This window comes from Ferrimonas balearica DSM 9799, from assembly GCF_000148645.1.
In the GTDB taxonomy this organism is placed as follows: Bacteria; Pseudomonadota; Gammaproteobacteria; order Enterobacterales; family Shewanellaceae; genus Ferrimonas; species Ferrimonas balearica.
This window is the reverse complement of record NC_014541.1, coordinates 359,233-381,190: the sequence shown is the minus strand read 5'-3', so window position 1 is coordinate 381,190 and position 21,958 is coordinate 359,233. Positions and strand designations below refer to the sequence as shown.

Genomic DNA, 21,958 nt, shown 5'->3' with positions numbered 1-21,958 from the left:
TCAATCTCTCCGTGCCAGTGAAGCGCAGATCCCGGCCACTTTGTCGGTGGCATCCAGGATGGCGCTGTTGCGTGCTGCCTCGGCCATCTGCACCAGCGTGTCAGGCTGTTGCACCAGGGTCAGCATCTCGTCAGCCAGACGCTCTGGGGTCAGGCTGGCCTGGGGTAACAGGCGGGCCGCACCCGCCGCCACCAGGGCTTCGGCGTTTTTGGTCTGATGGTCGTCCACCGCATGGGGGAACGGCACCAACAGAGACGGCCGTCCGGTGGCCGCCAGTTCAGCGACGGTCAGGGCTCCGGCCCGGCAAATCACCAGGTCAGCCCAGGCGTAAGCCGCCGCCATATCATCAATAAATTCGGTCACCTGGGCGCCAACGCCCGGCGCCATCTCGGCCCAGCGTTGCGTCACGGCAGCTTCGTTGCCACGGCCGACCTGATGCCACACGGTCACCGCCGCCTCATTGGCCAGACGGCCAACCGCTGCAGGCACCTGATCGTTCAGCACCTGGGCGCCAAGGCTGCCGCCCACCACCAGCACTTTCAGTTGCTCACCGGGCACCACAGGCTGGGTTTCCCCAATCGCCACCAACTCGTCGCGCACCGGGTTGCCCACCCGCTGCTCACCCGGCAGCACGTTGTCGAACGCCACCAGAACCTTGTTGGCAAACTTGGCCAGGATCGCGTTGGTGGCACCGGCCACCGCATTTTGCTCATGCAGTACCAGCGGGGTACGGCGCAGCCACGCTGCAATGCCACCCGGGCCGGCGGCGTAGCCCCCCATGCCCATCACCACATCGGGCTGGAACTCCGCCTGAATGCGGCGGGCCTGAGCGATCGCCTTAAAGATCTGGAACGGGGCTTTCAACTTGCGCAGCAAGCCATTGCCCCGTACCCCTTTAATGTCGATAAAGCGGATGGCAAACCCATGCTGGGGCACCAGTCGCGCCTCCATCCGTTCGGCGGTGCCAAGCCACAGCACTTCCCAACCCTGCTGGCGCAGGCGTCGGGCCACGGCCAGAGCCGGGAACACGTGTCCTCCGGTGCCGCCCGCCATCACCATCAAGCGAGGCGCCTTATTGTCACTCATCGCTTGCCTCCGTAACCTTGGCCGGTTGCGATTGCGCAACCCGGCGCTCGTGATCGATCCGCAATAACATGGCCGAAGCCGCGGTCATCACCCATAAACTACTTCCACCGTATGACACCAGCGGCAAAGTCAGGCCCTTGGTGGGCAACACGCCCACGCTGGCACCCACGTTCACCGCGGTTTGGAAACTGAACCAGATGCCAATGCCGTACGCCAGGTAGCCGGCAAACGCCTGCTCCTGTTTAAGTGCCAGGTGGCCAATCCACAAGGCCCGAAACGCCAGCGCCAGCAACAACGCCAGCACCGTAACGACACCGATAAAGCCGAGCTCTTCGCCCAGCACTGCAAAAATAAAGTCCGTATGGGCCTCAGGCAGGTACTCCAGCTTCTGGATACTGTTGCCCAGGCCCTGCCCAAGCCAATCCCCACGACCATAAGCCATCAGCGACTGGGTCAACTGGTAGCCACTGCCGAACGGATCCTCCCAGGGGTCCATAAAATTCATCACCCGCGCCATGCGGTAGGGTTCCACCACGATCAGCAGCACCACCAGTCCAACGCCCACCAGTGCCAGGGTAATGAACTTACCGAGGCTGGCGCCGGCCAGAAACAACATGCCCATCACGGTCACGAACATCACCACCACGGTGCCGAGGTCCGGCTGCAGCAGAATCAATCCGGCGTACACCGCCAGCACCGCCACCGGCTTAACGAAACCCTTGATCTCTTCACGCAGCTCCTGATGGCGTCGCACCAGGTAACCGGCCAGGAACACGAACAGGGCCAGTTTGGCCACCTCGGCCACCTGCAGGTTAAAGGGCCCTAACGGCAACCAGCGCGTCGCACCGTTTACCGTGCGCCCACCAATCAGCACCACCACCAGCAACACCAGCGCCGCCAGCATCAGGGCCCAACTGAACTGCTCCCAGCGTTGCATCGGAACCTGCAGCACCGCAACGCCAATCATCATGGCGGTGCCCAGAAACAGCAGCTGGCGTTTAACAAAGTGGTATGGGTCGCCGGTAAGTTTGGCGCCCTCGGCCATGGAGGCGGAAGTCACCATCAGAAGGCCGGTGATCGCCAGAGTCAGGATCAACACCAGCAGGGTACGGTCATACAGCTGCATACCCGGGGCTTTGCGCGGGAACAGGTTGCTCCACAGCGCCGCCCAACGGTCACTGAACAGGCTCAGCTGCACCGCCGGGGCCTTCACCGCAGCCCCCGTGCCGCAGCGGCAAAACACTCACCGCGCTGTTCAAAGCTGGCGAACATATCGAGACTGGAGCAGGCGGGCGACAGCAACACAATGTCACCGGCGCGGGCCTGGTCAGCGGCAACGGCCACCGCCGACTCGATGCTCACCACCTCGGTGGCATCGCTGCGCAGCGCCGCAATGGCGGGGCCATCCTGCCCCAGCGTGATCAGGCCTGCCAGTTGATTCAGCGCCGGTGCCAGCACCGACAGATCCTGGCCCTTGGCGTCGCCACCAGCGATCAACCAGACCCGACCCAGCTCCAACCCGTCCAGCGCCGCCTGAGTGGCACCGAGGTTGGTCGCTTTGGAATCGTTGACGTAGCGAACCCCCGCACGCTCCGCCACCAGTTCACAGCGGTGCGGCAGGCCACGGTAGCTGTCCAGCGCGGACAGCATGGCGTCCATCTCCAGTCCGGCAGCCTGACCCAGCGCCAGCGCCGCCAGCACGTTCTGTTCGTTGTGTGCGCCTACCAGCGTGAGCTGGTCACGGCGTTTCAGCCGGGTCTGACCCTGCATCAGCCAATCCCCAACCACACCGAAGTTGTCACCGTCCGGCGCATCCGGGCCGAAGCTCAGGGTGCGGGGGTGCGATGACGGCAGGGTGTTGTGGTCGGCGCGATTGAACAGGGCGATCCGGCACTGCGGATAGAGCGCCAGTTTGGCGTCACGATAGGCTTCGTAGCTGTCGTAACGGTCGAGGTGGTCCGGGCTGACATTCAGTACGGTGCCCACCTGCGCCGGCAATGAGCGGGTGGTCTCCAGCTGGAAGCTGGACAGTTCCAGCACATACAGCTGATGCCCCTGACCCAGCAGGTCCAGCGCAGGGGTGCCAATATTGCCGCCAACGCCCACCGACACGCCGCAGGCTTGGGCCAGGTGCCCAACCAGGGTGGTTACGGTGGATTTGCCGTTGGAGCCGGTGATGGCCACCACCGGTGCATCGGCCGCCCGGGCAAACAGTTCGATGTCGCCCACCACCTCAACCCCGGCGGCAATGGCCTGAGCCAGAGCGGGCGTGCGCAGGTCAATCCCGGGGCTCACTACCAACCGCTTGGCCTGAGCCAGGACGTCACCATCAAACGGGCCGGTTTGCAAGGCCACATGGGCAAAATCCCGGGCCAGGGTATCGGCTCCGGGAGGGTTTGCGCGGCTGTCCCACACCGCCAGCGACTCGGACTCAGCGGCCAGGTGGCGAACCACACTGAGGCCGGTGATGCCGAGGCCAAGGATCCAGGTGTGGGGGGCCGGTGTCGTCATCAGCGTACCTTGAGGGTCGCCAGACCCAGCAGAACCAGACACAGGGAGATGATCCAGAAACGCACGATGACACGCGGTTCCGGCCAGCCTTTCAGTTCGTAGTGATGGTGAATCGGGGCCATGCGGAAGATGCGCTTACGGCGCAGCTTGAAGGAGCCCACCTGCAGAATCACCGACAGGGTTTCCACCACAAACAGGCCGCCCATGATCACCAGCAGGATCTCCTGACGGGTCAGAACCGCCAGGGCACCCAGTGCCGCACCCAGTGCCAGTGAGCCAACATCGCCCATAAAGACCTGAGCCGGGTAGGTGTTGAACCAGAGGAAACCCAGGCCCGCGCCCACCATGGCAGTACACACCACCACCAGTTCACCGGCGCCCGGCAGGTAAGGGATATGCAGGTACTGAGCGAAGTTCACGTTACCGCTGAGGTAGGCCACCAGGGCAAACGCCGCGGCCACCATCACAGTCGGCACAATGGCCAGGCCATCCAGACCGTCGGTCAGGTTCACCGCGTTGGAGCTGCCGACAATGGTGAAGTAGGCCAGGGCGATATAAACCAGGCCCAGCTGCGGCATGACGTCTTTGAGGAAGGGCACCACCAGCACCTGTTGTTCCGGCGCCGTGCAGGCATACAGGGTGATCGCCACGGTCAGGGCCGCAGCGGATTGCCAGAAGTACTTCCAGCGGGCGATCAGACCCTTGGGATCCTTGCGGATCACTTTGCGGTAGTCGTCGATAAAGCCGATCAGGCCAAAGGCGCCGATCACAAACAGCATGGTCAACACGTAGTGGTTGCCCAGATCGCCCCACAGCAAGGTGGAGACGAAAATACCGGCCAGGATCATCAGGCCGCCCATGGTCGGGGTGCCACGCTTACTGAAGTGGGACTCCGGACCGTCGTCGCGCACCACTTGTCCGATCTGCAGACGCTGCAGATACGCGATCATGCGCGGGCCGGCCCACAGGCAGAACGCCAGCGCCGTCAGCAGGCCAACGATGGCCCGGAAGGTCAGGTAGGAAAAGACGTTAAAAGCGGTGTAATACTGTGTCAGGTATTCCGCCAGGTAAACCAGCATTTATTCGTGTTCCCCTAATTGTTCACGCAGGGCTTTCGCCACGTTTTCCATGCGGGCACTGCGTGAGCCTTTAATCAATACCGTGACCGGCCGGGGCAGCGCCGCCAGTTCGGTCATCAGGGTGGGGAGCAGTTCCGCTTGGTCCCCAAAGTGACGTGCCGCATCATGCTCTTGCGCGGCAAAGCGGCTTAATGTACCCACTGTCAGCAGACGGTCAATCCCTTTTTCCCCTGCATAGCGACCAACGGTGCGATGTTCCGCCTCCGCTTCCTCGCCTAACTCGCCCATATCACCGAACACCAGCAGACTGCTGCCGTCCCGTTCGGCCATCAGGTCGATTGCCGCCATGGTGGAGGCGGCATTGGCGTTGTAGCTGTCATCAATCAACATGACCTCGCCGCTCAGGGCGGTCATTTGAGTGCGGCCTGCCACGGTTGGCGCCTGCGCCAGGCCGCTGGCGATCTGTTCCAGAGAAAGTTCAGCGGTGCTGGCCAGGGCGGCGGCCGCCAGGGCGTTATCAACCTGATGACGGCCCGGCAAAGGCAGGCGAACCAGCACTTCCGCTTCACCACGATGCAGCAGGAAGTGGTAACAGCCATCGGCATCACGGGACAGGGCGGACGCCCACAGATCCGCCGGCCCGCGGCTTGAGTAGGTAAAGCGGTTCTGATCACCGAGGCGTTCCAGCAGCCAGGGGGCCCACTCATCGTCCAGGTTGACGATGGCGGTACCGGCTTCACCCAAATGCTCATAGATCTCGGACTTGGCCCGGGCCACCCCTTCGATGCCACCAAATCCTTCGAGATGGGCACCGCGAATGTTGTTGATCACCGCCGCATGAGGCAACGCGAGGCTGGAGGTATAACGGATCTCACCGGCATGGTTGGCGCCCAGCTCAATCACCGCGAAGCGATGCTCCGGGGTCAGTTCCAGCAGGGTCATTGGCACACCGATGGTGTTGTTGAGGTTGCCCCGGGTGGCCAGAGTAGGCCCGACCTGAGCAAAGATGGCGGCGGTCATCTCTTTGACCGAGGTTTTGCCCACTGAGCCGGTGATGGCAAGGCAACGTGGGGCCAATTCACGACGCAGCCACGCCCCCATCTGGCCCAATGCCAGCAGGGTATCTTCCACCAGGATCTGCGGCAGTGCGCTGTCGACCGGGCGACTGACCACCAGCGCCGCGGCGCCGGATGCCTCAGCCTGAGCGACAAATTCGTGGCCATCAAAGCGGTCGCCCACCAGGGCCAGGAACAGGTCACCCTCGGCCAGGGCCCGGGTGTCGGTGCCAATCCGGCTTACCATCAGGTCGGCCCCATTCAGGGTGCCGCCAACGGCATCAGCCAGGGTACTCAGGGTTACCGGGATCATACGCCCTGCTCCACCAATTGTTGCGCCAGCGCGCGCTCGTTGTAATCCAGGCGGTTACCGCCAATGATTTGGTAATCTTCATGGCCCTTGCCCGCCAGCAACACCATGTCACCGGGCTGAGCCTGGGCAAAGGCGCGGCGCACCGCCGCAGCCCGGTCCTCAATCACCTCTGCCTGACCGGTCAGGCCCGCTTCCATCTGGGCAGCGATGTCGGCAAACGCCTCGCTGCGCGGATTATCGGCGGTAATGATCAGGTGGTCGGCGCCCTGCTCGGCGGCTTGCGCCATCAGCGGCCGCTTGCCACTGTCCCGCTCGCCACCACAGCCGAATACGCACCACAGTGCGCCACGACAGTGCGGTCGTAGGGCAGCCAGGGCCTGACTGAGGGCGTCCGGCGTGTGGGCATAGTCCACCACCAGAGTCGGGGTACTGTCGGTGCCGAAACATTCCATCCGGCCAGCGGCACTGTGCAACTGAGGCACTACGGACAGCAGATCCGACAGCGAATAACCGAGACTCAGTAATGCTCCCAGAGCGGCCAAAAGGTTGGCCAGATTGAATGCGCCCAGCAATGGACTGTTCAGCGTGCCCTGACCAAAGCTGGACACCACCCGGGCACGCACGCCCTGGTCGTGATACTCCACCCCTTCGACGGTCAGATAAGCGCCGTCACAGCGGGCTCCCTGAATGCTGTAACCCAGCGCCAGCAGGCTGCCTGACAGCTCGCGATGCCAGCGAGAGCCGGTTTCGTCATCCAGGTTAAACACGCCATGGCGCAGGCCCGGCAGGGCAAACAGCTGGCGCTTGGCGTCAGCGTACGCGGCCATGTCGCCGTGATAATCGAGGTGATCCCGACTCAGGTTGGTGTAGACCCCTACCTGAACCGGCAATGCCGCCACCCGGGATTGGCTCAGGCCGTGGCTGGAGATCTCCAGAGCCACGGCTTCAGCACCGGACTTGGCCTGGCGGTCCAGCTCCCGGGCCACGGTAATGGCGTCGGAGGTGGTGTTGACCGATGGGATCAGATCCCCCCACAGCCCGTTCCCCACGGTCCCCATCACCCCAGCCTGGTGTCCCAGCGCCGTCAGCAGCTGCGCACACAGCTGGGTGACCGTGGTTTTGCCGTTGGTGCCGGTGACGCCGATCAGGGTTGGACGGGTGGCTGCCGGGTAGGCGCGAAGGGCCAGCGCCGACAGGCGCTGGGACAGGTTGTGCACGCCAACCACGATCACGCCATTGCGGTCCGCCTGACGTCCATCCGCATCGGCGTCCGCCAGCACGGCCACCGCGCCAAGCGCGATCGCCGAATCAATAAAATCGCGGCCGTCCACCTGGTGGCCAGCCACGGCAACAAAACAATCTCCCGGGCGGACACGTCGGCTGTCCAACACCAACTGTTGAAACTCCACCCCGGTATCAAGCGCCATCCAGGGAGCCAGCAAATCATCGAGTGACGACATTATCGCTCCCCCATACTGAGGCCAGCGTGCCCAGTTCGGGACTGCGCTGGCTTGGTTCCACATTCAATAATTGCAGGGCCCCGGCCATCACTTCAGAGAACACCGGCGCCGCCACCACACCGCCGTAGTAGGCGTCGCCCTGTGGCTCGTTAATCACCACCGCCATCGCCAGGCGGGGATTGTCCGACGGCGCCAGGCCAGCGAACAGAGAGACGTAATCTTCACCGTAGCCCCCGGCCACCGCTTTCCGGCTGGTGCCGGTTTTCCCCGCCACCTTGTAGCCATCGATCGCCGCGCGGGTAGCGGTGCCACCGGGCTCGGTCACCTGAGTCAATATCGCCAACATCTGCTTGGCCACCTTGGGAGACAACACCTGTTCCCCTTCCGGTACCTGACCGTCACGCAGTTTCAGAATCGACGCCGGGCGGGCCACGCCGTTGGCGCCAAGAATGGCGTACATCCGGGCCAACTGCAGCGGCGTGGAGGTCAGACCGTAGCCAAAGGCCAGGGTGGCGCGCTCATGCTCAGACCAGCGGCGGCGCTTGGGCACGTTACCGGTGGTTTCCCCATCCAGGTTGATGCCGCTGTAGGTGCCAAGGCCAAAGTCGGCGTAGAAGGCCAGCAATTCGTCCACCTCCATCTGCAGCGCCATCTTGGCCATACCGATGTTGGAGGATTTCACCAGCAGGTGGGTGACGTCCTGCTTACCGAAGTTTCGGGTATCCCGCACCAGACCACCGCTGACGCGCATCCAACCCGGACTGGTGTCCATCACGGTATCCGGGGTCACCAGCCCCTTCTCCATGGCGGCAGCCACCACCAGCGGCTTCACCACGGAGCCCGGTTCATAGGCGTCGGTGATGGCGCGGTTACGCATCTGGTATGCCTGGATGCCGCTGCGCTGGTTGGGGTTAAAGCTGGGGGTGTTGGCCATGGCCAGGATTTCACCGGTGGGGATATCGATGATCACCAGTGAACCGGAGGTGGCCATATGGTACTGGGTGGCTTTCTTCAGCGCCCGGTAAGCCAGGCTTTGCAGGCGCATGTCCAGGCTCAGCACCAGGTCGTTCGGATGCTCGCCTTCGGCAACAACAGAGAGGTTTTCCACCACTTCACCGCCCAACCCCTTACGCACCCGGACCTTCTCCGGCGAACCGGTCAGCCAGTCGTCGTAGTTGCGCTCCAGCCCCTCGATGCCCTTATCATCGATGTTGGTCAGGCCAATCAACTGGCCGGTGGCTTCACCGGCGGGGTAATAACGGCGTGACTCCGGCTTGAGGCCCACACCGGGGATGCGCAGTTTGGCGATGTACTCGGCCACGGCCGGGGTAACCTGACGACGCAGGTAGAGGAAGCGGCGCTTGGGATCCTGTTTAACCCGCTCAACCAACTCGGCTTCCGGCACTTCCAGCACGTCCGCCAACGCACGCCAGCGGCGCGGATCGTCAAAGCCGTTGCCTTCAAACACCCGCTTGGGATCGGCCCACACCGCCTGCACCGGCACACTGACCGCCAGCATCTCGCCGTTACGATCGGTGATCATGCCACGCTGCACATCGCGGGTTTCCAGCCGCAGGGTGCGCAGGTCACTTTCGTGACGCAGGCGATCCGGCGCGATCACCTGGATGTAAGCCGCCCGGGCCACGATGCCGCTGAACACCAGCGCGATGGCAAAGGTCACCAGGCGCAAACGCCACAGGAACGGCGTCGGCTTCAGCTTCTGCTTGGCCTGTTTGCTCTTGTTGCTGGGCTTATTGATCTTGCGTCGGGTCATGGCAACCTCACCACGCGTTCCGCCGAGGGTTTGGGTCGGTGCATGTTCAAATCTTTACTGGCCATGCGCGCCACCCGACTGTGTTCGGCCAGGGTCTGCTCCTCCAGCAACAGGTGACGCCACTGCACATCCAGCTGATCGCGCTGTTGCAGCAGGTCATTCCAATGCGCCGTAAGGTTGCGGGACTCCTGAGCCGACCACACCACCGCCAGCGCCGATCCCAGCACGCACAGGGACAGTGCCACCAACCATTTGTGGTGCCACAGGTCCTTGCCAATGATGCGGGCCAGGTTGGTGGTCATCGGGTGTCCTTACAGTTTTTCACCCACACGCAGCACCGAGCTGCGGGCACGGGTGTTGTCTTCCACCTCGGTATCGGACGGCTTCAGGGCCTTACCGACGGTTTTGAGGCGGCGGGTTTGTTTCATCTGCTCTTCGGTCAGCGGCAGACCATGAGGGACAGGCTCGCCCTGGGATTCGCGGCGCATAAAACGCTTCACCAGACGATCTTCCAGCGAGTGGAAACTGATCACCGACAGGCGGCCACCCGGCTTAAGCGCCTCAAGGGCCCCCATCAGGGCTTTCTCAATCTCTTCCAGTTCGCTGTTGATGTAGATGCGGATGGCCTGGAAGCTGCGGGTCGCCGGATGCTTACCCTGATCACGCTTGTGCTTGGGCGTCATCTTCTCGATCAGGCCTGCCAGGTGACTGGTGCGGTCCATCGGCTCACCGGCAGCGATGTGCTCGACGATCTTGCGGGCGATCGGACGGGCGAACTTCTCCTCGCCGAAGGTTTTCAGTACCCAGGCGATGTCATTCGCTTCGGCCCGGGCCAGCCATTCGGCCGCCGTTTCGCCACGGCTGTTGTCCATCCGCATATCCAGCGGACCGTCGCGCAGGAAGCTGAAACCGCGTTCAGCATCGTCCAACTGCGGCGAGGACACGCCCAGATCCAGCAGCACGCCATCAATCTGACCGGTCAGGCCGAGCGCTTCGACATACTCGGCGATGCCGGAAAAGGGGCCGTGCACAATCTGGAAACGCGGGTCTTCAGCAGCCAGCTGCTGCGCCACAGCCACCGCCTGGGGATCGCGATCGATGCCGATCAGGCGGCCATTCGGGCCCAGTTGAGACAGGATGTGCCGGGAGTGACCACCACGACCAAAGGTTCCGTCGACGTAGATCCCGTCCGGCTTGAGTTGGAGACCGTTAACCGCTTCATCGAGCAGTACGGTAATGTGTCGGAATGACTCAGACATCAGAGTGAAAAGTCCTGTAGCCGGGGGTTGGAAAGGAGTTCGGCCTCGCTCACCTGTTGGTGGGCGGCCTGGATCTGATCCTGCCAGTTGGCTTCGGACCAGAGTTCGAATTTGTTCAGTTGTCCCACCAGCATCACCGACTTATCCAGTCCAGCGTACTGGCGCAGGGGCGCTGACAGCAGCAGCCGGCCAGCCTTGTCCAGCTCTCCTTCCGTGGCATAACCCAGCAGCAGCCGTTTGATGGCACGCTCTGCGGGTTGGGTATCAGACAGGGACATCAGTTTCTGCTCCACGCGCTCCCATTCAGGCAGAGGATAGAGCAGCAGGCAGGGGGATTGGATATCAACGGTGCAGATCAGCTGACCGCCACACTGAGAACGCAGGGAATCCCGATACCGTGTTGGTACCGTCAGTCGACCCTTGCTGTCCATCGTGATGGCGTTGGCGCCGCGGAACATAGCCGCCCTTCCCTGTCGTTACGATCCAGTAAGATCCACAAATAACCACTTTTTCCCACAACTCACCAAGTTTATGGATAGGGTGTCAACCTTGTCAAGAAAAGGGCCCGCCATGAAAAGCCCGCCAAACCGTGCTTTTTACACCTTTAGCGACCCCCTCCATGACGACCATTCACGCCAAGTTTCTAAATTAAAAGAGAAGATCGAATCTCTCTGTCCGTTCACACCGACGATCATCGATCCTGTCCCGATTTCAGTCCATCGCAACCCGATGAATATTTGTCCCGGCTGAATGGCTGCGCTTCATCGCGCCGACTAGCCTTTAAAGAGATCCACGCATCTATGACGCAACTGGCTGTATCAACTTCGTTGAATATGAGGAGTGAAGCATGAGGTACTCCAAACTTGCGCGTGCGCTGACCCTGTTGGGTTCTGCGCTTCCTTTGGCTGCCATGGCCGCCGATCCTGTGATGATCGACTTTTCAGAAGGTGGGGTAGAGGGCAACTTAGGCACCTCTACGGTGATGGATGCTGCCACAGGGACAAGCGCCCTGGGTTTGTATCTGGACCCTAACGACAATCTCTGGAAGCCTGCCAACCTTTACCGCCGTGACCAGACCGGCGATGAAGGGCTGGGGGTGTGTAACCCGCTTGAAGCCGCAGATAACGGTGGAGACTGCCCCGGACCCGGCGGTGGCGGCGACATTAATGAGCTGTCCAACCAGCTGGCGCCGGAATTTATCTACCTGAAACGGCCCGAGCACTGGCGCTGGGTCAGCGTCTACCTTTCGTCTCTTGATGGTAACGACGGCGCCGAATTCCCGGAAACCGGTCAGATCTGGTCGGACACCGACGGTAACCCCAATAACGGCGGCCTGGTGCTTCTGGCCGAATTTACCGGCAATGATGACAATGTCGAGCAGGTATTGGATATCGCCGCCCTCGGCGCTGCCGATGCGCCCTTCCTGGTGCTACGCCCCGTTGACATTGCCCCCGATGGCACCGACACCAACAACGATTTTCTGGTGAAAGCCGCAGTGATTGAAGAGAAGCCCAAAGAGCCCCCGATGGGTGGCCAGGGCTGCACCCCGGGTTACTGGAAACAGCCCCATCACTTTGATTCCTGGGTGATGTACGGCCCGCACGACACCTTCTATATGGCGTTTGGTTCAGACCTCTTCGGTATGGACAAAACCCTGCTTCAGGTACTGAGTCAGGGCGGTGGTAAAGAGTACGCCATGGGCCGCCATGCGGTAGCGGCACTGCTTAACGCCCTCAGCGATGGCGTCAGCTACAAATACAGCAAGGAAGAGGTCATCGCCGCAGTCCAAGGGGCACACAGCGGTTCTTACAACCATGTGAAGAACGCCTTTGAGTACCAGAATGAGATGGGCTGCCCGCTTAACTGAGCGTCGGCTATCTGATTCTGCCGCTTAAATAAGCAAAAGCCCGCATCAGAGTCTGATGCGGGCTTTCTGTTACCGAGCGGCTGGCCCGATATACCTAAACTCCTGCGCGGCGGAGCCATCGCCTACCAGACAGAAAAAAACCGCAGTGCCGGGAAGCACTGCGGTTCTCTTACAAATAGGTTGGAGTTGGCCGATAAGCCGGGTTCTGTCGTGGACAACCATTCCTCTAGGCCTGGGATCGCTCCCAGGCTCCAGCAACCTACCCGCCCCCAACGCGGGCCACGCCAATGGGGGCCTATTTGGTCTTGCTCCGGGTGGAGTTTACCGTGCCACGAACTGTTACCAGTCGCGCGGTGCGCTCTTACCGCACCCTTTCACCCTTACCTGTGCCCCGAGGGGCCATCGGCGGTCTGCTCTCTGCTGCACTGGTCGTAGGCTCACGCCTCCCAGGTGTTACCTGGCACCCTGCCCTATGGAGCCCGGACTTTCCTCCCCCTCGCCCGTCTGCCAGCGCCCGAAGGCTCCGGCACAACGACAAGGCAGCGATTGCCTGGCCAACTCCAGGCGGCGGATTATAGCGACTGGACTGGCGGACTACCAGCCCATATCCAAACCGGCTTTATAAAGGGCGTTCTTCTTCACGCCGTGGATCTGCGCAGCCAGCGCCGCCGCCTTCTTCAGTGGCAGCTCCTGACACAGCAATTCGGTGGTGCGCAGCGCCTCGGCCGGCAGCGCATCTTCCGGCGCACGGTAGGGGCCAATCATCAGCACCATCTCGCCACGGGTTCGGTTGTCATCCTCAAGCAGCCATTCGCGCAGTTCGGCAACCGGGCCGCCATGAATGGTCTCAAAGCTTTTGGTCAGCTCGCGGGCCAGCACCACCTGGCGCTCCGGCCCCATCACCTCGATCACCTCCGCCAGGGTATCCAGCACCCGTCGCGGGGATTCGTAGAAGATCAGGGTGCGAGGCTCCTCCATCAGCGCCGTCAGGGTATCGATGCGCGCCTTGCTCTTGGCCGGCAGGAAGCCTTCAAAAGCAAAGCGGTCAGACGGCAGACCTGCGGCACACAGCGCGGTGGTGGCCGCACACGGCCCCGGCAGCGGCACCACGGTAAAGCCCGCCTCACGCACCTGAGTCACCAGGTGGTAGCCGGGATCGGAGATCAACGGGGTGCCGGCGTCCGACACCAGAGCAATATTCTGCCCCTGCTGCAGGCGGTGAATGATGCTCTGAGCACGCTGTCGCTCATTGTGATCGTGTACCGACATGGTGGAGGTGCCGATGCCAAAGTGGCTCAGCAGTTTGCCGGTGTGACGGGTATCTTCGCAGGCGATAAGGTCCACGTCCTGCAGTACTTGCAGCGCCCGGTGGGTAATGTCGGCCAGGTTGCCGATGGGGGTCGGCACAATGTAAAGAGTGGCGGAGCTGGACATGAGCACCTCAAGGTGGGCAGTAAGGTGGATTGGTTTACTGCAAACAGGGGGTTAAACTAGTGGCTGCAATTCTATCAGAGTGGATCCCCGTGGTGAAAAGCGTTTCCCAACACCGGCCCATGCGCCGGCGGCATCTCGCCCTGGCCCTGGTGGTCGCGGTTCTGGCCGGTTGTGCCAGCGGCCCGCAAACTCCCCAGGCCCCCACAGAGTCCCTGTCATTGGGGCAAGTCAGCCAATCGCCCAACGCTTATCTGCAGCTGGCCAATCAGAACAGCGGCGAAGTCCAGCAAAGCTACCTGCTGCTGGCTGCCCGCGCCTACCTGGCTCAGGACCAGCGCAGCGCCGCCCAGAACCTGCTGACCTCACTGGCCCCGCAGCTGCCTGACAGCGGCCCACTGCAAGCGGAATACCGCCTGCTGCAAGCCCATATTCTGGCTGACCAACAGCAGCGCAGCGAGGCGCTCGCACTGTTGAAGTGGCCGGCCAACTGGTCACTCTCCTCTGCGCAGTGGCGTGACTTCTTCACCCTGCAGGCGGAACTGCAGCATGCCGAGGGGCAGCATCTGGCCGAAGCCGCAGCGCGTTATGGCCTGACACCCTACCTCAGTGCCCAGGAGCAGGACGCCAATGCCGATGCGCTGTGGCTTGCCCTCTCCCGCACCGATGAAGCGACCCTGAAGGCGCAGCAACAGCAAGCCACCGACCCAGTATGGCGCGGCTGGCTCGAGTTGGGCTGGCTGGCCCAACATTTTGCCGTTCAGCCCTCTTCGCTGCTGGGCGAGCTGGCGCGGTGGCAGCAGGCCAACCCCAGCCACCCCGCCGCCCAGCGTCTGCCGATGGATCTGGAACGTGCCCTGAGTGTGCAGCCCTATCGTCCCCATCAGGTGGCGGTGCTGCTGCCCTTAAGCGGCCGGGTAGCCAGCCAGGCCCGCGCCATTCAGGATGGTCTGCTGGCGAACCTGCTGGCCAATCAGGACCAGCGTGAGGTGCGTTTCTATGACACCGGCGAAATGGACGCGGTGGAAGCCTACCAACAGGCCCGCGCCGATGGCGCCGAGTTCATTATTGGCCCGCTGCTGAAACCCAACCTGGATAAGGTACTGGCCCAGTACGACGGCCAGGTACCGCTGCTGGCACTGAACGCCCGGGACGAGAATGCCCCCAGTGGCAATGATCTCTACTTCTTCTCCCTCGATCCGGAAACCGAGGCGTCGCAGGCGGCGCAGCGCATCTGGCTGGAGGGGCACAAACACCCACTGGTGTTGGCCTCCGGTAACGCCATTGGCAAACGGATGGCGGAGCGTTTTGTCGCCGAATGGGCGGAACTGAGTGACGATCCGGTTGAGATCCACTACTTTGGCAACCAGGCCAGCATGCGTGAGACGGTGCAAAAATCGATGCATGTCGACCAGAGCCAGGAGCGCATCAAAGCGATCAAGGCGCTGTTCGGGCCGAAAACTCAGGCGGATTTCCGTTCCCGTCGTGACGTCGACGCCCTCTATCTGGTGGCCAATGGCAACGAAGTTCGACTGCTCAAACCCTTTGTCGACGTCAGCCTGTCGGTGTTTGCCGACCCGCTGGCACTGTATGGCAGCAGCCGCGCCCATCAGGCACTGGACAGCCAACAGAGTCAGGAGCTTGATGGCCTGGAGCTGAGCGACATGCCCTGGCTGCTGGCCGATAATCCGGAGCGAGCCGAAGCCGAGCAGCTCTGGCCCGATCGCCAACAGGCCCTGATGCGCCTTTACGCCATGGGCTACGACAGCTGGAGCCTGATCGACCGTCTGGCCCAGATGCGGGTCTTTACCGGTTATCGGGTCAAAGGCTTGAGTGGCGACCTGGCGGTGCAACCCGATGGCGAACTGGAGCGGGAGCTGGGCTGGGCCAAGTACCGCCGCGGTGCGCTCAAGGCTGAATAATGCGGCAACAGGGTCAGCAGGCTGAAGACGCCGCCCAGCATTACCTTCAGCAACAGGGGCTGACGCCGGTTGCCCGCAACGTACAATGCCGCTTTGGCGAGCTCGATCTGGTGATGCGTCAGGGCAACACCTTGGTGTTTATCGAAGTAAAATACCGCCGCAGCAGTGCCTTTGGTGGCGCCGCTGCGGCCGTCACCGCAACCAAGCAGCATAAGCTGCGCCTCACCGCCGATTGGTACCTGCAGCAACAGGGATTAAGCCAGAATCCCTGTCGTTTCGATGTCGTGGCCATCGAGGGTGACACCATAAACTGGATTCAAAACGCTTTTTAACAAGGTCAGGGGACCATGCTGGAACGAATCAAAGAGAGTTTTACCGAAAGTATTCAAACCAAGATCGACGCCTTGGAAGCCCTTCCCGAGTCCATCGAGAAAGGAGCAATGGCGATGGTCCACTGCCTGCTCAGCGGCAACAAGATTCTGTGCTGCGGTAATGGTGGCAGCGCCGGTGATGCCCAGCATTTTTCCAGTGAACTGCTCAACCGCTTCGAGACCGAGCGTCCGAGCCTGCCAGCCATTGCGCTGACCACCGACAGCTCCACCCTGACCTCCATCGCCAACGATTACAGCTTCAGCGAAGTGTTCTCCAAGCAGGTTCACGCTCTGGGCCAGCGCGGCGACATTCTGCTGGCCATCTCCACCAGCGGTAACTCGCAAAACGTCATCAAGGCGATGGAAGCGGCAGTGAATCGTGACATGACCATCGTGGCCCTGACCGGCAACGACGGCGGCGCGATGGCGGGGCTGCTGAGTGATAACGACGTCGAGATCCGGGTGCCCAGCCACAGCACGCCGCGCATCCAGGAGGTGCACCTGCTGGTGTTGCACAGCCTGTGTGATGTGATCGACCGGACCCTGTTCCCGCAGGAGGATTGAGCATGAATGCCCTGCCAATCCGCCTGCTGGCAACCCTGCTTATCGTCACCAGCCTCAGTGGCTGTGCCGGGGTGATCATGGCCGGCGCCGTTGGCGGCGCAGTAATGGTCAATGACCGCCGCTCCTTTACCACCCAGTTCGATGACCATGGTCTGGACGTGGCGGTCACCGCCGCACTGGATGAGGACGATGGCCTCAAGAACCAGTCCCGCATCCGTGTTATCTCAATGAACCGCCGGGTGTTGCTGGTGGGACAGGTGCCCAACCAGATGCTGAAAGACCGTGCGGTGCAGATTGCCCGCGCTAACACCGACGTGGCCCAGGTGCATGACCAGCTGCGCATCGGCAATCCGGTGGGCTTTACCACCCGAAGCAATGACACCTGGACCACCACCAAGGTGAAATCCCGCATGTTTGGGGACAACGAGCTGGACGCCATCCGCATAAAGGTGATCACCGAAAATGGCGAGGTGTTCCTGCTGGGGCTGGTGGATCCCAGCGAAGCCGATCTGGCCGTGGAAGTGGCCCGCACCACCTCCGGCGTGCGCAAGGTGATTAAGGTATTTGAATACCTCTGAGCACCAACGCCAGCCACAAAAAAGCCGACCCTGAGGTCGGCTTTTTGCTGTCTGGGAGTTAGCGCGGCATGGCCGGCAGACCAACCGCGTCGTACACCTTCGCCAGAGTCTTGGCGGCACGCTCACGGGCACCTTCGGCACCGGCCTTCATTACCTCATCAAGGTAAGCCTGGTCCGCACGGATCTCGGCAAAGCGCTGCTGCATCGGCTCCAGCAGGGCCACAACGGACTCTGCAGTGGCCACCTTCAGATGACCATACATCTTGCCTTCAAACTCCGCTTCGATCTCCGCAAAGGATTTGCCGGAGGTGGCGGAGTAGATGCTCATCAGGTTGGAAACGCCCGCCTTGTTGTCCAGGTCGAAACGCACCACCGGCGGCTCATCGGAGTCGGTGACCGCCTTTTTGAACTTCTTGGTGATGGTCTTCGGGTCTTCCAGCAGGCCAACCCGGTTGTTGGCGTTGTCGTCAGACTTGGACATCTTCTTGGACGGGTCCTGCAGACTCATCACCCGGGCACCGGCTTCCGGGATGTGCGGCTCCGGCACGGTAAAGACGTCGCCGTACAGGTTGTTGAAACGGGTGGCGATATCGCGGGCCAGCTCCAGATGTTGCTTCTGGTCATTGCCCACCGGCACTTCGTTGGCCTGGTACAGCAGGATATCGGCCGCCATCAGCACCGGGTAGCTGAACAGACCGGCGTTGATGTTGCTGGCGTGACGGGCCGACTTGTCCTTGAACTGAGTCATGCGGTTCAGCTCACCCATCTGGGTGTAGCAGTTCAGGATCCAGCCCAGCTGGGTGTGCTCCTGCACGTGCGACTGCACAAATACGGTGCTCTTCTTCGGATCCACGCCACAGGCCAGGTACAGGGCCAGGGTATCCATGCAGGCATTGCGCAGCTTTTCCGGGTCCTGACGCACGGTAATCGCATGCAGATCCACGATGCAGTAGAGGGCGTCGTGGGTCTCCTGCAGCTTCACCCACTGACGCAGTGCGCCCATGTAGTTTCCAAGGGTGAGGCCACCGGAGGGCTGTGCGCCACTCAATACAACGGGTTTGGTCATACAGATTCAGTCTCTTGTCGAGCCGGCAACAACGCCAGCAGGTGTTCAAAGTGGTCCAGTACATGATCCGGACCCAGCTCAGCGATGGGCTGACCGTAGTTGTAACCGTAAGTCAGGCCAACGCTGGCGCAGCCCGCTGCACGGGCCGCTTCGATATCGTTACGGGAGTCGCCCACCATCACCATCTGCTGCGGCGCCAGGCCGAACTGGGTCAGCACATGCTGCAGCGGCATGGGGTCGGGCTTGCGCTGGGCCAGGGAGTCACCACCGAGCATCAGCTCAAAGTAATGGCTCAGGCCACAGGTGGCCATCAGGTCAGGCAGGTAGCGCGCCGGCTTATTGGTGATCAACGCCATCCGGTAGCCGCGCTGGTGCAGGGCCGCCAGGGTATCCGCAACACCGGGGTACAACGGGCTGCCCTGGTCCAGGTGCGCGCCATAATGATGATGAAAACGCGCCAGCGCCTGCTCCACTAAGGAGGGCGCCAGGTTGGGGTCGGGGTTCACATTACCGCTTAGCGCCCGACGCATCAACATCTCGGCACCGTTTCCAATCCACCCGCGAGCGGCCAGCTCGGAACAGGGGGCCATACCCAGGTCGACCAGTGCGGCAGCCGCCGCTTCAGCCAGCGCGGGCACACTGTCAATCAGGGTGCCATCGAGGTCAAACGCGATGGCACGGATCTCTGAGCTCAGCATCAGCGACGTACCGAGGCCAGTTGCTCGCGCATCTTGTCGATCTCGGCCTTGTAATCCGGCTTACCGAAGATGGCAGAACCGGCCACAAACATGTCAGCACCGGCGGCGGCAATCTCAGCGATGTTGTCCGCCTTCACTCCCCCATCGATCTCCAGACGGATGTTACGGCCACTGGCGTCGATGCGCTCACGCACCTGGCGGATCTTATCCAGGGTATGCGGGATAAAGGACTGGCCACCGAAACCGGGGTTAACCGACATCAGCAGAATCACATCCAGCTTATCCATCACATAATCCAGATGGTGAAGCGGGGTGGCCGGGTTCAGTACCAGACCGGCCTGACAGCCTTCGCTTTTGATCAGTTGCAGGGTGCGATCGACGTGCTCAGAGGCTTCCGGGTGGAAGGTAATGATAGAGGCACCGGCTTTGGCAAAATCGGGAATGATCCGATCCACCGGCTTCACCATCAGGTGCACATCGATCGGGGCTTCAATGCCATAGTTACGCAGCGCCTGACACACCATCGGCCCGATGGTGAGGTTGGGCACGTAGTGGTTATCCATTACGTCGAAATGCACCACGTCCGCACCGGCGGCCAATACATTGGCCACTTCCTCACCCAGGCGGGCAAAGTCAGCGGAGAGGATGGAGGGGGCGATCAGGAAATCGTTCATGGCCGGGTCTCTATTTTGGTAGGGGGCGTTTTTTTGCTGGCCATTTTAACGCCTACCCGTAACCACCCCAAGGGCAAATTAATTTCCCCTTGCATCTCTCTAGGATTACCAATAGCTTAGGAATTCCCCCCAGGTCCATTCCACTTTAAAATTGACGCTTTGGGCCTTGCCCATGGATTAGGGAATGGATGATGAAAAAATTTGCACTCTCCTCTCTGGCTATCGCCCTGATGGCCAGCAGCGCAGCGGTTTCTGCCGTTGAGTTCAGTGGTAACGTAGGCGCGACCAGCGACTACCTGTGGCGTGGTCTGTCTCAGACCGACGGTAAGCCTGCGGTATCCGGTGGTCTGGATATGTACACCGATGCTGGCTTCTACGCCGGTACCTGGGCGTCCAACATCGACTTCGGCGACGACGCCACCTATGAGATCGATTTCTACGCCGGTTACTACGGCGAGGTTGGCGACTTCTTCTACGATGTCGGTTACAACTACTACGCCTACCCCAACGGTGAAGATCTGGATTTTGGTGAAGTCTACGGCAGCGTAGGCTGGAACTGGCTGGGCCTGAACGTCTTCTACGCCACCAACGAAAGCGCCAGCGAGGACTACTACAAGGACTCGTTCTACGTTGAAGGTACTGCGGCTTTTGACCTGAGTGACAGCCTGAGCCTGGGCTTCGCCATCGGCCACCAGAGCTTCGACATTGACGATGAAGACGACTACATCACCTACAACGTGTCTCTGACCAAGAGCACCGATCTGGGTGACGTTGCCTTTATGGTCAGCGACACCGACCTGGACGATGACGACCCGATCGTTCTGGTAAGCTGGACCTACGAGTTCGACCTGTAAGTCGGCTTATCGTGAGTAGCGGGGCACCCAGCCCCGCTACCCACCGGCAACAACTGGTCAGCAATTGACCAACTTGCTATACTCGCCTCCATTGCCTATTGCAGGAGGCGGACATGGCAAAACGGAAAGGTCTGAAGCGGGGCGTGGTTATCCTGACCGGCGTTTTAGCGCTGGCAGCAACCGGCGTTACCCTGCACCATCATCGCTGCGACGACGCTCAGTCTGTCGCCCAATGCGCCGCGCAATCGCCACTGAACTGGCACAACTGGTTAGTGGGCCGCAGTGGTTCCAGCCAATTCCATTTCGTTGACCTGCTTGAACTGCTGTACGGGCACGAAAAACGCCCGACCTCTTCGCCGAGCGGTCCGCTGAATTGATGCGAGTGGTGTGGAGCGTTTTGGCCGCCATGTTTGGGGTCCAGAGCGAGCGCAACCGCGAGCGCAATTTCACTGACACTTCTCCCCTGCCCTACATTATCACCGGCGTGATCATGCTGGTGCTGTTTGTGCTCAGCCTGATCTGGCTGGTCAATCAGGTCCTGTCAGGGCCGGTATAACGCCATCAGTTCGTTCACTTTTTTGCGCCCACGGCCATTCTGGCTGATGGAGCGTCCCACCTGAATAGTGTCCAGCTCCGCCTTATCATAGAGCTTACGCGCCAGAGTGGTGTCATGGTTGCTGATCAGCACCGTCAGCTTTTTACTGCGGGCGGCATCTTCAGCCTGGAACGCCAGCATCGCCTGATCATCCAGACTGAAACCACCGCTGGCGTAGCTGGTAAAGTTTGACGTCGTGGACAGAGGCAGATACGGCGGATCGCAGTACACCACGTCACCGGCCTGACAACGGGCAAAGGTTTGCACGTAGCCTTCACAGAGGAAGGTCGCACGCTGCGCTTTTTCGGCGAAGAAGTAGAGCTCCTTCTCCGGGAAGTAGGGACGCTTGTAGGAGCCAAACGGCACATTGAACCCACCGGACTTGTTGTACCGGCACAGGCCGTTATAGCCAAAGCGATTCAGGTAAAGAAACAGCACCGCCCGGTCAAAACGGTCATGACACTGATTAAACTCGGCCCGTCGGCCGTAATAAGCGTCTTTGTCGTTATTGGCGTCAACAAACAGCTTGGACGCTTCGCGCACGTAACGCTCCGGCGTCTGCTTCAGGGTGTTGTAGAGGCCGATAAGATCCGGGTTGATGTCGCTCAGCAGGTAGCTGGAGAAGTTGGTATTGAGAAATACCGAACCCGCGCCAACAAAGGGTTCCACCAGACGATCGGCGTGGGGCAGCCGGGCGGCGATGTCGTCCACCAACTTGTACTTACCACCGGCCCACTTGAGAAAGGCTCTCGATTTTGTCATCTACCGACCATCTTGCGTTACAAAGGCGGAGATTCTACC

23 protein-coding genes and 1 other RNA gene are annotated in these 21,958 nt (G+C 61.2%); 8 read left to right on the top strand and 16 right to left on the bottom strand.

Annotated features, from left to right (window positions below; genetic code table 11):
• From murG to mraZ, 10 genes are read right to left on the bottom strand one after another with little or no spacing between them, the layout of a single operon-like run.
• On the bottom strand, positions 1 to 1,086 hold the full coding sequence (gene murG / locus FBAL_RS01830; protein ID WP_013343866.1) for an undecaprenyldiphospho-muramoylpentapeptide beta-N-acetylglucosaminyltransferase: 1,086 nt from the start codon (positions 1,084 to 1,086) through the stop codon (positions 1 to 3).
• On the bottom strand, positions 1,079 to 2,299 hold the full coding sequence (gene ftsW, locus FBAL_RS01825; protein ID WP_041251132.1) for a cell division protein FtsW: 1,221 nt from the start codon (positions 2,297 to 2,299) through the stop codon (positions 1,079 to 1,081). Before ftsW ends, murG begins: the two co-directional genes overlap by 8 nt.
• The gene (murD, locus tag FBAL_RS01820) at positions 2,296 to 3,597 is read right to left on the bottom strand and encodes a UDP-N-acetylmuramoyl-L-alanine--D-glutamate ligase (RefSeq protein ID WP_013343864.1); all 1,302 of its coding nucleotides are present in this window, start codon (positions 3,595 to 3,597) and stop codon (positions 2,296 to 2,298) included. Before murD ends, ftsW begins: the two co-directional genes overlap by 4 nt.
• Positions 3,597 to 4,676: a phospho-N-acetylmuramoyl-pentapeptide-transferase gene (gene mraY / locus FBAL_RS01815; RefSeq protein ID WP_013343863.1), complete on the bottom strand. Its 1,080-nt coding sequence runs from the start codon at positions 4,674 to 4,676 to the stop codon at positions 3,597 to 3,599. Before mraY ends, murD begins: the two co-directional genes overlap by 1 nt.
• Entirely contained in the window at positions 4,677 to 6,044 is a 1,368-nt protein-coding gene (locus FBAL_RS01810; RefSeq protein ID WP_013343862.1) for a UDP-N-acetylmuramoyl-tripeptide--D-alanyl-D-alanine ligase, read from the bottom strand.
• Positions 6,041 to 7,504, bottom strand: a complete 1,464-nt coding sequence (gene murE / locus FBAL_RS01805) for a UDP-N-acetylmuramoyl-L-alanyl-D-glutamate--2,6-diaminopimelate ligase (RefSeq protein WP_013343861.1) — start codon at positions 7,502 to 7,504, stop codon at positions 6,041 to 6,043. The genes FBAL_RS01810 and murE overlap by 4 nt, the downstream gene beginning before the upstream one ends.
• On the bottom strand, positions 7,488 to 9,278 hold the full coding sequence (locus FBAL_RS01800) for a peptidoglycan glycosyltransferase FtsI (RefSeq protein WP_013343860.1): 1,791 nt from the start codon (positions 9,276 to 9,278) through the stop codon (positions 7,488 to 7,490). The genes murE and FBAL_RS01800 overlap by 17 nt, the downstream gene beginning before the upstream one ends.
• On the bottom strand, positions 9,275 to 9,580 hold the full coding sequence (ftsL, locus tag FBAL_RS01795; RefSeq protein ID WP_013343859.1) for a cell division protein FtsL: 306 nt from the start codon (positions 9,578 to 9,580) through the stop codon (positions 9,275 to 9,277). The genes FBAL_RS01800 and ftsL overlap by 4 nt, the downstream gene beginning before the upstream one ends.
• A 9-nt stretch (positions 9,581 to 9,589) precedes the next feature.
• Entirely contained in the window at positions 9,590 to 10,537 is a 948-nt protein-coding gene (rsmH, locus tag FBAL_RS01790; protein WP_013343858.1) for a 16S rRNA (cytosine(1402)-N(4))-methyltransferase RsmH, read from the bottom strand.
• Positions 10,537 to 10,995: a division/cell wall cluster transcriptional repressor MraZ gene (gene mraZ / locus FBAL_RS01785; RefSeq protein ID WP_013343857.1), complete on the bottom strand. Its 459-nt coding sequence runs from the start codon at positions 10,993 to 10,995 to the stop codon at positions 10,537 to 10,539. Before mraZ ends, rsmH begins: the two co-directional genes overlap by 1 nt.
• Before the next feature lie 389 nt (positions 10,996 to 11,384).
• Between mraZ and FBAL_RS01780 the strand changes: the two genes are divergently transcribed.
• Positions 11,385 to 12,404: a hypothetical protein gene (locus FBAL_RS01780; RefSeq protein ID WP_013343856.1), complete on the top strand. Its 1,020-nt coding sequence runs from the start codon at positions 11,385 to 11,387 to the stop codon at positions 12,402 to 12,404.
• Between the two features lie 178 nt (positions 12,405 to 12,582).
• On the opposite strand, the gene rnpB is transcribed toward FBAL_RS01780, so the two are convergent.
• Positions 12,583 to 12,966, bottom strand: an RNA gene (gene rnpB / locus FBAL_RS19760) — RNase P RNA component class A.
• A gap of 32 nt (positions 12,967 to 12,998) precedes the next feature.
• A complete protein-coding gene (rsmI, locus tag FBAL_RS01775; protein ID WP_013343855.1) occupies positions 12,999 to 13,838 on the bottom strand; it encodes a 16S rRNA (cytidine(1402)-2'-O)-methyltransferase in 840 nt (279 codons plus the stop codon).
• Positions 13,839 to 13,930: 92 nt separating this feature from the next.
• On the opposite strand from rsmI, the gene FBAL_RS01770 reads away from it, so the two are divergent.
• Genes FBAL_RS01770 through dolP form a run of 4 tightly spaced genes read left to right on the top strand, consistent with a single transcriptional unit; the run spans position 13,931 to position 17,270 of the window.
• Positions 13,931 to 15,757, top strand: coding sequence for a penicillin-binding protein activator (locus FBAL_RS01770; RefSeq protein ID WP_148226693.1), 1,827 nt, complete (start codon positions 13,931 to 13,933; stop codon positions 15,755 to 15,757).
• On the top strand, positions 15,757 to 16,089 hold the full coding sequence (locus FBAL_RS01765; RefSeq protein WP_013343853.1) for a YraN family protein: 333 nt from the start codon (positions 15,757 to 15,759) through the stop codon (positions 16,087 to 16,089). The genes FBAL_RS01770 and FBAL_RS01765 overlap by 1 nt, the downstream gene beginning before the upstream one ends.
• Before the next feature lie 15 nt (positions 16,090 to 16,104).
• Entirely contained in the window at positions 16,105 to 16,692 is a 588-nt protein-coding gene (locus FBAL_RS01760; RefSeq protein ID WP_013343852.1) for a phosphoheptose isomerase, read from the top strand.
• Positions 16,693 to 16,694: 2 nt separating this feature from the next.
• A complete protein-coding gene (gene dolP / locus FBAL_RS01755; protein ID WP_013343851.1) occupies positions 16,695 to 17,270 on the top strand; it encodes a division/outer membrane stress-associated lipid-binding lipoprotein in 576 nt (191 codons plus the stop codon).
• Between the two features lie 58 nt (positions 17,271 to 17,328).
• On the opposite strand, the gene trpS is transcribed toward dolP, so the two are convergent.
• The 3 genes from trpS to rpe are packed head-to-tail and all read right to left on the bottom strand — an operon-like array spanning position 17,329 to position 19,708.
• Positions 17,329 to 18,336, bottom strand: coding sequence for a tryptophan--tRNA ligase (gene trpS, locus FBAL_RS01750; protein WP_013343850.1), 1,008 nt, complete (start codon positions 18,334 to 18,336; stop codon positions 17,329 to 17,331).
• Positions 18,333 to 19,034 (bottom strand): phosphoglycolate phosphatase, encoded by a 702-nt coding sequence (locus FBAL_RS01745; RefSeq protein WP_013343849.1) that lies wholly within the window; start codon positions 19,032 to 19,034, stop codon positions 18,333 to 18,335. Before FBAL_RS01745 ends, trpS begins: the two co-directional genes overlap by 4 nt.
• Entirely contained in the window at positions 19,034 to 19,708 is a 675-nt protein-coding gene (gene rpe / locus FBAL_RS01740; protein WP_013343848.1) for a ribulose-phosphate 3-epimerase, read from the bottom strand. The genes FBAL_RS01745 and rpe overlap by 1 nt, the downstream gene beginning before the upstream one ends.
• A gap of 188 nt (positions 19,709 to 19,896) precedes the next feature.
• Here rpe and FBAL_RS01735 point away from each other — a divergent pair, with 188 nt between their 5' ends.
• The 3 genes from FBAL_RS01735 (at position 19,897) to FBAL_RS01725 (ending at position 21,118) form a co-directional block, all read left to right on the top strand.
• Positions 19,897 to 20,562 (top strand): TorF family putative porin, encoded by a 666-nt coding sequence (locus FBAL_RS01735; protein ID WP_013343847.1) that lies wholly within the window; start codon positions 19,897 to 19,899, stop codon positions 20,560 to 20,562.
• Between the two features lie 113 nt (positions 20,563 to 20,675).
• Positions 20,676 to 20,939 carry a hypothetical protein gene (locus FBAL_RS01730; protein ID WP_013343846.1) on the top strand — a complete coding sequence of 88 codons (264 nt, stop codon included), beginning with the start codon at positions 20,676 to 20,678 and terminating at the stop codon, positions 20,937 to 20,939.
• A gap of 29 nt (positions 20,940 to 20,968) precedes the next feature.
• Entirely contained in the window at positions 20,969 to 21,118 is a 150-nt protein-coding gene (locus tag FBAL_RS01725) for a DUF2970 domain-containing protein (protein WP_342633027.1), read from the top strand.
• On the opposite strand, the gene FBAL_RS01720 is transcribed toward FBAL_RS01725, so the two are convergent.
• On the bottom strand, positions 21,104 to 21,919 hold the full coding sequence (locus tag FBAL_RS01720) for a Dam family site-specific DNA-(adenine-N6)-methyltransferase (protein WP_013343844.1): 816 nt from the start codon (positions 21,917 to 21,919) through the stop codon (positions 21,104 to 21,106). The genes FBAL_RS01725 and FBAL_RS01720 overlap by 15 nt on opposite strands.
• Between the last annotated feature and the right edge of the window lie 39 nt (positions 21,920 to 21,958).

What these genes read in the sequence shown, in the direction of transcription:
- FBAL_RS01735 (WP_013343847.1), top strand. Translation starts at nt 19,897, where the DNA reads ATGATGAAAAAATTTGCACTCTCCTCTCTGGCTATCGCCCTGATGGCC.
- FBAL_RS01765 (WP_013343853.1), top strand. Translation starts at nt 15,757, where the DNA reads ATGCGGCAACAGGGTCAGCAGGCTGAAGACGCCGCCCAGCATTACCTT.
- FBAL_RS01800 (WP_013343860.1), bottom strand. Translation starts at nt 9,278, where the DNA reads ATGACCCGACGCAAGATCAATAAGCCCAGCAACAAGAGCAAACAGGCC.
- mraZ (WP_013343857.1), bottom strand. Translation starts at nt 10,995, where the DNA reads ATGTTCCGCGGCGCCAACGCCATCACGATGGACAGCAAGGGTCGACTG.
- murG (WP_013343866.1), bottom strand. Translation starts at nt 1,086, where the DNA reads ATGAGTGACAATAAGGCGCCTCGCTTGATGGTGATGGCGGGCGGCACC.
- rsmI (WP_013343855.1), bottom strand. Translation starts at nt 13,838, where the DNA reads ATGTCCAGCTCCGCCACTCTTTACATTGTGCCGACCCCCATCGGCAAC.
- rpe (WP_013343848.1), bottom strand. Translation starts at nt 19,708, where the DNA reads ATGAACGATTTCCTGATCGCCCCCTCCATCCTCTCCGCTGACTTTGCC.
- rsmH (WP_013343858.1), bottom strand. Translation starts at nt 10,537, where the DNA reads ATGTCTGAGTCATTCCGACACATTACCGTACTGCTCGATGAAGCGGTT.
- FBAL_RS01730 (WP_013343846.1), top strand. Translation starts at nt 20,676, where the DNA reads ATGGCAAAACGGAAAGGTCTGAAGCGGGGCGTGGTTATCCTGACCGGC.
- ftsL (WP_013343859.1), bottom strand. Translation starts at nt 9,580, where the DNA reads ATGACCACCAACCTGGCCCGCATCATTGGCAAGGACCTGTGGCACCAC.
- murD (WP_013343864.1), bottom strand. Translation starts at nt 3,597, where the DNA reads ATGACGACACCGGCCCCCCACACCTGGATCCTTGGCCTCGGCATCACC.
- FBAL_RS01810 (WP_013343862.1), bottom strand. Translation starts at nt 6,044, where the DNA reads ATGATCCCGGTAACCCTGAGTACCCTGGCTGATGCCGTTGGCGGCACC.
- FBAL_RS01725 (WP_342633027.1), top strand. Translation starts at nt 20,969, where the DNA reads ATGTTTGGGGTCCAGAGCGAGCGCAACCGCGAGCGCAATTTCACTGAC.
- FBAL_RS01720 (WP_013343844.1), bottom strand. Translation starts at nt 21,919, where the DNA reads ATGACAAAATCGAGAGCCTTTCTCAAGTGGGCCGGTGGTAAGTACAAG.
- dolP (WP_013343851.1), top strand. Translation starts at nt 16,695, where the DNA reads ATGAATGCCCTGCCAATCCGCCTGCTGGCAACCCTGCTTATCGTCACC.
- trpS (WP_013343850.1), bottom strand. Translation starts at nt 18,336, where the DNA reads ATGACCAAACCCGTTGTATTGAGTGGCGCACAGCCCTCCGGTGGCCTC.
- FBAL_RS01745 (WP_013343849.1), bottom strand. Translation starts at nt 19,034, where the DNA reads ATGCTGAGCTCAGAGATCCGTGCCATCGCGTTTGACCTCGATGGCACC.
- FBAL_RS01780 (WP_013343856.1), top strand. Translation starts at nt 11,385, where the DNA reads ATGAGGTACTCCAAACTTGCGCGTGCGCTGACCCTGTTGGGTTCTGCG.
- FBAL_RS01760 (WP_013343852.1), top strand. Translation starts at nt 16,105, where the DNA reads ATGCTGGAACGAATCAAAGAGAGTTTTACCGAAAGTATTCAAACCAAG.
- murE (WP_013343861.1), bottom strand. Translation starts at nt 7,504, where the DNA reads ATGTCGTCACTCGATGATTTGCTGGCTCCCTGGATGGCGCTTGATACC.
- mraY (WP_013343863.1), bottom strand. Translation starts at nt 4,676, where the DNA reads ATGCTGGTTTACCTGGCGGAATACCTGACACAGTATTACACCGCTTTT.